The following is a 7,484-nucleotide window of genomic DNA, read 5'->3' on the forward strand; positions in this document are numbered from 1 at the left end:
TGTCCACGGGCCTCAGCGACATGGCCCGGATGCTGGGCGGGCTGCACAAGTCGGACCTCCTGATCCTCGCCGGGCGCCCCGCGATGGGGAAGACGTCGCTCGCGACCAACATCGCCTTCAACGTGGCGAAGGCCTGGAAGGAGGGGCGGCGCGAGGACGGCTCGATCGGCACCGTGGACGGCGGCGTCGTGGGCTTCTTCAGCCTCGAGATGTCCTCGGCCCAGCTCGCCCAGCGGATCCTGTCGGAGGCGGCCGAGATCCCGTCGGAGCTCATCCGCAAGGGCGACCTGACGGAGGAGGAGTTCCGCCGCTACCTGCGCGCGGCCGGCGAGCTCGAGCATTGCCCGCTCTTCATCGACGACACGCCGGCCCTGCCGATCAGCCAGCTCGCCGCCCGCGCGCGGCGGCTCAAGCGCTCGCCGCGGGGGCTCGACCTCCTGATCGTGGACTATCTCCAGCTCCTGCGGGGCAGCGGCCGGTCGGAGAACCGCGTCAACGAGGTGTCGGAGATCACACAGGGCCTGAAGGCCGTCGCCAAGGAACTCGACATCCCCGTGATCGCGCTCTCGCAGCTCAGCCGCCAGGTCGAAAGCCGCGAGGACAAGCGACCGCAGCTCTCGGACCTGCGCGAGTCGGGCTCGATCGAGCAGGACGCGGACGTGGTGATGTTCGTCTACCGGGGCGAGTACTACAAGGAACGCGAGAAGCCGGGCGAGGACAACCTCGAGGCCATGACCAAGTGGCAGCAGGACATGGAGATGCTGCACGGCAAGGCCGAGGTCATCATCGGCAAGCAGCGCCACGGCCCGGTCGGCACCGTCGAGCTCAGCTTCGACGGCCGCTACACACGGTTCGGCAACCTGGTGAAGCCCTGGCAGCAGGGCGCGCAGGACTATTGAGCAGTGCGGGGGCGTGCCGGAACCAACCGGGGCGCCCCCGCGAGATCATCTTGACGCCCGGGCGCAAGCCGCCGAGACAGGCGCCATGGGAACCGGCCTCCTCCAGATCGACCTCGGCGCGATCGTCGCCAACTGGCGCGCGCTCGACGCCATGACCGCCTGCGAGACGGCGGCGGTGGTGAAGGCGGACGGCTACGGCCTCGGCGCGGGTCCGGTGGCGGCGGCGCTGGCGCGCGCAGGCGCGCGGCGCTTCTTCGTCGCGGTGGCCGAGGAAGGCGCCGCCGTCCGCGCGGCGCTGGGCGAAGGCCCGGAGATCTGCGTCTTCTCGGGCCACATGGGCGGCGACACCGCGATCCTCCGCGAGGCGGGCCTCGTGCCCATGCTGAACAGCCCCGAACAGTTCGCCCGCCACCGCGCGGCGCTGCCCGACGCTCCGTATGGCGTCCAGCTCGACACCGGCATGAACCGCCTCGGGATCGAGCCCGCCGACTGGGCCACGCTGCGCGCCGAGGCCGAGGCGGGGCCGCTCACGCTCGCCATGAGCCACCTGGCCTGCGCCGACGAACCGGACCACCCCGCCAACGCCGCGCAGCTCGCGGCCTTCCGCGCGATGACGGAGGGGCTGTCGGTGCCGCGCTCGCTCTCGGCGACGGGCGGTATCCTGCTGGGCCGCGACTACCATTTCGACCTGACGCGCCCCGGCATCGGCCTCTATGGCGGGTTGCCCTTCGCGGCGGCCCGGCCGGTCGTCCGGCTGTCGCTGCCGGTGATCCAGGTGCGCGACCTCGGCCCCGGCGAGACGGTCGGCTACGGCTGCACCTTCACCGCCACTCGACGGACGAAGATTGCCACGATATCAGGAGGTTACGCCGACGGGCTCATCCGCGCCATGTCGGGGCGGGCGCCGCTTTTCGCGGACGGAACGGCGGTGCCCGTCGCGGGCCGCGTGTCGATGGACCTCATCACCGTGGATGTCACCGACCTCGCCGATGTGCCCGAGGCGCTCGACATCCTCGGCCCGGGACAGGGCGTCGACGCGCTGGCCGAGGCGGCGGGGACCATCGGCTACGAGATCCTGACCTCGCTCGGGCCGCGCTACGCCCGCGCCTACGCGGACGCGCCGTGATCCGCGCGGCGACACGCCCGCTCGCGGTGCTCGGCCGCGTGGTCCTCGGGCTCCTGGCCGGGACGGGGCGCGTGACGCTCTACTTCGCCGCCACGCTCGGCCACATCCTCCGCCCGCCCTGGTACGGGCGCGAGCTGGCGCACCAGTTCCTGCACATCGGCTGGCTGTCGCTGCCGGTCGTCGCGCTGACCGCGCTCTTCACCGGGGGGGCGCTGGCGCTCCAGATTTTCGCGGGCGGCTCGCGCTTCAACGCCGAGGCGGTGGTCCCCTCCATCGTCGCCATCGGGATGACGCGCGAACTCGGCCCCGTCCTCGGCGGCCTGATGGTCGCGGGCCGCGTCGCCGCCGCCATCGCCGCCGAGATCGGCACGATGAAGGTGACCGAGCAGATCGACGCGCTGGTAACTCTGTCCACCAACCCCATGAAATACCTCGCCGTTCCCCGCGTCGTGGCGGCGACCCTGTCGCTGCCTTTCCTGGTGGCGGTCGGCGATTCCATCGGGATCATGGGGGGCTTTCTCGTCGGCACCACGCGCCTCGGCTTCGATCCGGCGACCTACATCCAGAACACCGCCGACTACCTCGAGGTCTGGGATGTGGCCTCGGGCCTCGTGAAGGGCGCGGTCTTCGGCTGCATCGTCGCGGTGATGGGCTGCTACCACGGGATGCATTCCGAGCGCGGCGCGCGCGGCGTGGGGCGCGCGACGACCAAGGCCGTGGTCTCGGCCTCGATCCTGATCCTCGCGGCCAACTACCTCCTGACGGAGGCGTTCTTCTCGGCATGATCCGGCTCGAGGGCGTCAGCAAGGCCTTCGGGGCCAAGAAGGTCCTCCGGGGCGTCGATCTCGAGGTCGCGACGGGCGAGAGCCTCGTGGTCATCGGCGGCTCGGGCACCGGGAAATCGGTGCTGCTGAAGTGCATTCTCGGCCTCGTGACGCCGGATGCGGGCCGCATCCTGCTGGACGGGGAGGACGCGACGCGGGGCGACCGCGACGCCTTCCTCGCCCGCTTCGGGATGCTTTTCCAGGGCGGCGCGCTGTTCGATTCGATGCCGGTCTGGCAGAACGTGGCCTTCCGCCTGCTGCGCGGGCCCGCGCGCCGCCCCCGCGGCGAGGCGCGCGAGATCGCCATCGCCAAGCTCGCCCGCGTGGGCCTCGAGGCGGACGTGGCCGACCTCTACCCCGCCGAGCTCTCGGGCGGAATGCAGAAGCGCGCGAGCCTCGCCCGCGCCATCGCCGCCGAGCCGGACATCATCTTCTTCGACGAGCCGACGACGGGCCTCGACCCGATCATGGCGGGCGTCATCAACGACCTCATCCGCGGCATCGTGACCGAGATGGGCGCGACCGCGGTGACGATCACCCACGACATGAGCAGCGTCCGCGCCATCGCCGACCGGGTGGCGATGCTGCACGGCGGGCGGGTGCGCTGGCACGGGCCGGTGGCCGAGATCGACACGGCCGAAGACCCCTACCTCCGGCAGTTCGTCAGCGGCGCGCCCGAGGGACCGATCGGGACGCTCAGGTGAGGGGCGGCCTGCGATGAGCCCCATCGCCGTCGTCGAGGCCGTCGCCACGCTTTTCTGGACCTATGCGGGCCTCGGCGCGATCGAGTGGGTCGCGCGCCTCTCGCGGCTGGAGAAGACGCGGCACGTGCCGCTGGTGTTCGAGCTGATCGGCCACCTCGTGCCGGCGATGGTCACGCTCCTCGTCGTGGTGCTGGCGGGGGCCTTCTTCGGCTTTCCCACGGTCGTCGTCGTCATCGCGGTGCTGTTTCCCGCGGGCCTCGCCGTCGGGGTCCACATGGGGCTCAACGACCTGCGGGAGGCCTCCTGGCGCGGCGAGACGGCGCGGCTGCTTCTCACGCTCCTGATCGGGGCGACCGTGATCTGGTGGCGGCAGCTCGCCTGAGCCTTGCACAGCGCCGCGGTTCGGCGGAAACCTGCGGCCCATGGCCCGCCTCCTCCTCGCGCTGAACCTCGCGCTCCTCGTGCTCTTCCCGCTGTCCTGGGCGGCGCCGCTCCTGCGCGCGGGGCTCCTGCCGCTGTTCGGGCTGTCGGAGGTGTCGGTCCTGTCGGGGCTCTCGGCACTCTGGCGCGAGGGAGAGGTCGCGCTCGCGCTGCTCGTCGCGCTCTTCGCGCTGGCGGCGCCGATGGGCAAGACGATGCTGCTCGCGCTCGTGCTGACGGCGCGGGCGCCCGCGCGTCTCCTGCCCGCGGTGCAGGTCATGGGCAAGCTCGCCATGGCGGACGTGTTCCTGATCGCGCTCTACGTCACCGTGGCCAAGGGCTTCGCCGTGGGGCGGGTGGAGACGGCCTGGGGCCTCTGGCTCTTCACCGGCTGCGTTCTCGCCTCGCTCGGCATCGGGCTCGCCACCGCGCGGATCGTGAAGGAGACACCGTGACCCCCGAGACGTTGCTCCAGCCGCTCGCCGTCTTCCTCGGGGCCTATGCGGCGCTGGCCGGCTTCACCTGGCTCCGCCGGCTGGTGGCGGAACGGGCCGCGCGGCGGCGGGGCATGGGCCTGAACCTCGCGCGGCGGTCGGGACCGCCGGTGCTGGCCGGGCTCGCCGTGCTGGCTTTCGGCGCGCTCTCGGGGGCTGCGGGAACGATGCTGCCCGCCGCACTCCTGATCGCGGGCGGGCTCGGCTTCGGGCTGCACAAGGGACTGGCCGAGGCCGGGCTTGGCACCTGGCGGAGCGAGGCGCTCCGCGTCCTCCTCGCGCTCGCGGCGATGACCGGGGCGCTCTGGCTGAGCGGGCTCGCCGCCTGAGGCCGCCGCGCCAGAACGCGATGGCATCCCCCCGCCCGCTTCGCTACACCCTCGCCCATGGCAAAACCCGTCACCCGTTTCGTCTGCTCCGCCTGCGGCAACGTCACCCAGAAATGGGCCGGGCGCTGCGAGGCCTGCGGCGAGTGGAACTCCATCGCCGAGGAGGCGCCGCTGAGCCAGGGGCCCGGGTCCAAGGGCCTCGGCGCGGCCAAGGGGCGGCGCATGGGGCTCAGCGACCTCCGCTCGGACGAACCGCCGCCGCCCCGCCGCTCCTCGGGGATGGGCGAACTCGACCGCGTGCTCGGCGGGGGTCTCGTGCCGGCCTCGGCGACGCTGGTGGGCGGCGATCCCGGCATCGGCAAGTCCACCCTGCTCCTCCAGGCGGCGGCGAGCTTCGCGCGGGCGGGCGCGCGGGTGATCTACGTCTCGGGCGAGGAGGCGACGGCGCAGGTGCGGCTCCGTGCGCGCCGCCTCGGCCTCGGCGACAGCGCGGTGCAGCTCGCCGCCGAGACCAACCTGCGCGACATCCTGACGACGCTCGACGCCGAGGCGCCCGACCTCGTGATCGTCGACTCGATCCAGACCATGTGGCTCGACACCGTCGACAGCGCGCCCGGCTCCGTCAGCCAGGTGCGGGCGGCGGCGCACGAACTCGTCACCTTCGCCAAGCGGCGCGGCGTCGCGGTGATGCTCGTCGGCCACGTCACCAAGGAGGGCCAGATCGCCGGCCCCCGCGTGGTCGAGCACATGGTCGACACGGTCCTCTACTTCGAGGGCGAGCGCGGCCACCAGTTCCGCATCCTGCGCTCGGTCAAGAACCGCTTCGGCCCGGCCGACGAGATCGGCGTCTTCGAAATGACGGGCGCGGGCCTGGCCGAGGTGCCGAACCCCTCGGCCCTGTTCCTCAGCGACCGCGACACGCCCGCACCCGGCTCCGTCGTCTTTGCGGGGATCGAGGGCACCCGGCCCGTTCTGGTGGAATTCCAGGCGCTTGTCGCCCCTTCCTCGCTCAGCCAGCCGCGCCGCGCGGTGGTCGGCTGGGACGGCGCGCGGCTGTCGATGATCCTCGCCGTGCTCGAGGCGCGGGCGGGCATCGGGTTTCAGGGGCTCGACGTCTACCTGAACGTCGCGGGCGGAATGCGCATCACCGAGCCCGCCGCAGACCTCGCGGTGGCGGCCGCGCTCCTCTCCGCGCGCGAGGACGCGGCGCTGCCCGCGGACACCGTCGTCTTCGGGGAATTGTCGCTGTCGGGCGCGCTCCGCCCGGTCACGCAGGCGGAAAACAGGTTGAAAGAGGCGCTGAAACTCGGTTTTTCCGCCGCAATCCTGCCCAAAGGGTGTAATATCCCCGCCGACGGAGGCGTTTCGGTGCGCAGCATGGACACGCTCACGCTCTTCGTCGGCGAGGTCTTCGGCGCGGGCTAGGACAGGGCGACGGGACAGAGCGGGGACGGCGCGGAAGACCGAAAAAACGAAGAAGAACAGTAACGTACAGAGGCACGGGCAGACATGGAAGGCTTCACCATCTTCGACGGCGTCGTCGCGGGCATCATCCTGGTTTCCGCGGTGCTGGCCTATTCGCGCGGCTTCGTGCGCGAGGTCATGTCGATCCTCGGCTGGGTCGCGGCGGCGATCCTCGCCTTCGTCTTCGCGCCCCGCGCGCTGCCGCTGATGAACGAGATCCCCTATGTGGGCGAGTTCATCGGCGGGTCCTGCGAGCTCGGCATCATGGCCTCCTTCGCCGCGGTCTTCGTGGTGGCGCTCGTGCTGATCTCGCTCTTCACGCCGGCCTTCTCCTCCGCCGTGCAGCGCTCGGCCGTGGGCGGGGTCGACGCGGGCCTCGGCTTCCTCTTCGGCGTGGCGCGCGGCGTCCTCCTCGTGCTCGTGGCCCTCATCGCCTACGACCGGATCGCCGGTGACGAGCCCATCGCCGAGATCGCCGACAGCCGCTCGGCCATGGTCTTCGCCGAGACGCAGGCCGCAATCGAGGCGCAGATCCCGCAGGACGCGCCCGGCTGGCTGATGGAGCGTTACGACCAGCTCACGGGCACCTGCGCCGCGGAATGAGGCATCGCGCCCCGGTCGCGGCGGGCAAAGCGTGACGGCGGGGTGACAGCGCCCCCCCGCTGCCCTATGTGAACCACGAAGCGCCCGCGATCCGGGAATCGGGGTCTTCGCCAGCTGCCAGGGGACACGCCGGATGCGCGACGACCACCTTCCCTTCTCCCATCCGTTCGATCCGGTCGATGACGACAAGCTCCGCGAGGAATGCGGCGTCTTCGGCGTGGTCGGCGTGGTGGACGCCGCGAACTTCGTCGCGCTCGGCCTGCACGCGCTGCAGCATCGCGGGCAGGAAGCGGGCGGCATCGTCGCCCACCACCCCCAGCACGGCTTCAACTCGGCCCACCGCTTCGGTTACGTGCGCGACACCTTCACCAGCCAGGCGGTGATGGAGACGCTGCCGGGCGAGATCGCCATCGGGCACGTGCGCTACTCCACCGCCGGCTCCAAGGGGCACACAGCGATCCGCGACGTGCAGCCCTTCTTCGGCGAGTTCGCCATGGGCGGCGCCGCGATCGCGCACAACGGCAACATCGTGAACGCGGACGAGCTGCGCCGCGAACTGATCGAGCGCGGGTCGATCTTCCAGTCCTCCTCGGACAGCGAGTGCATCATCCACCTCATGGC

Annotated in this window: 9 protein-coding genes and 1 pseudogene; all 10 read left to right on the forward strand. The window is 71.6% G+C overall.

Annotated features, from left to right (window positions below; genetic code table 11):
- On the forward strand, positions 1-899 hold an 899-nt coding region (locus tag ACTS11_RS17115; protein WP_442641505.1), incomplete at its 5' end, for a DnaB-like helicase C-terminal domain-containing protein.
- A gap of 85 nt (positions 900-984) precedes the next feature.
- Entirely contained in the window at positions 985-2,025 is a 1,041-nt protein-coding gene (alr, locus tag ACTS11_RS17120) for an alanine racemase (RefSeq protein ID WP_442641506.1), read from the forward strand.
- On the forward strand, positions 2,025-2,810 hold the full coding sequence (locus ACTS11_RS17125) for an MlaE family ABC transporter permease (protein WP_442641513.1): 786 nt from the start codon (positions 2,025-2,027) through the stop codon (positions 2,808-2,810). Before alr ends, ACTS11_RS17125 begins: the two co-directional genes overlap by 1 nt.
- Positions 2,807-3,553 (forward strand): ABC transporter ATP-binding protein, encoded by a 747-nt coding sequence (locus ACTS11_RS17130; RefSeq protein ID WP_442641507.1) that lies wholly within the window; start codon positions 2,807-2,809, stop codon positions 3,551-3,553. Before ACTS11_RS17125 ends, ACTS11_RS17130 begins: the two co-directional genes overlap by 4 nt.
- A gap of 13 nt (positions 3,554-3,566) precedes the next feature.
- Complete coding sequence (locus ACTS11_RS17135) at positions 3,567-3,935, forward strand: hypothetical protein (protein ID WP_442641508.1); 369 nt, start codon at positions 3,567-3,569, stop codon at positions 3,933-3,935.
- A gap of 40 nt (positions 3,936-3,975) precedes the next feature.
- Positions 3,976-4,428: a paraquat-inducible protein A gene (locus ACTS11_RS17140; protein WP_442641509.1), complete on the forward strand. Its 453-nt coding sequence runs from the start codon at positions 3,976-3,978 to the stop codon at positions 4,426-4,428.
- Positions 4,425-4,796: a hypothetical protein gene (locus ACTS11_RS17145; RefSeq protein WP_442641510.1), complete on the forward strand. Its 372-nt coding sequence runs from the start codon at positions 4,425-4,427 to the stop codon at positions 4,794-4,796. Before ACTS11_RS17140 ends, ACTS11_RS17145 begins: the two co-directional genes overlap by 4 nt.
- Positions 4,797-4,853: 57 nt before the next feature.
- Positions 4,854-6,221, forward strand: coding sequence for a DNA repair protein RadA (gene radA, locus ACTS11_RS17150; RefSeq protein ID WP_442641511.1), 1,368 nt, complete (start codon positions 4,854-4,856; stop codon positions 6,219-6,221).
- 84 nt (positions 6,222-6,305) lie between these two features.
- The gene (locus tag ACTS11_RS17155) at positions 6,306-6,863 is read left to right on the forward strand and encodes a CvpA family protein (protein WP_442641512.1); all 558 of its coding nucleotides are present in this window, start codon (positions 6,306-6,308) and stop codon (positions 6,861-6,863) included.
- 133 nt (positions 6,864-6,996) lie between these two features.
- A pseudogene (locus tag ACTS11_RS17160) lies at positions 6,997-7,484 on the forward strand (amidophosphoribosyltransferase); the annotation flags it as partial.

Source organism: Roseicyclus sp., assembly GCF_052168335.1.
Classification (GTDB): domain Bacteria; phylum Pseudomonadota; class Alphaproteobacteria; order Rhodobacterales; family Rhodobacteraceae; genus Roseibacterium.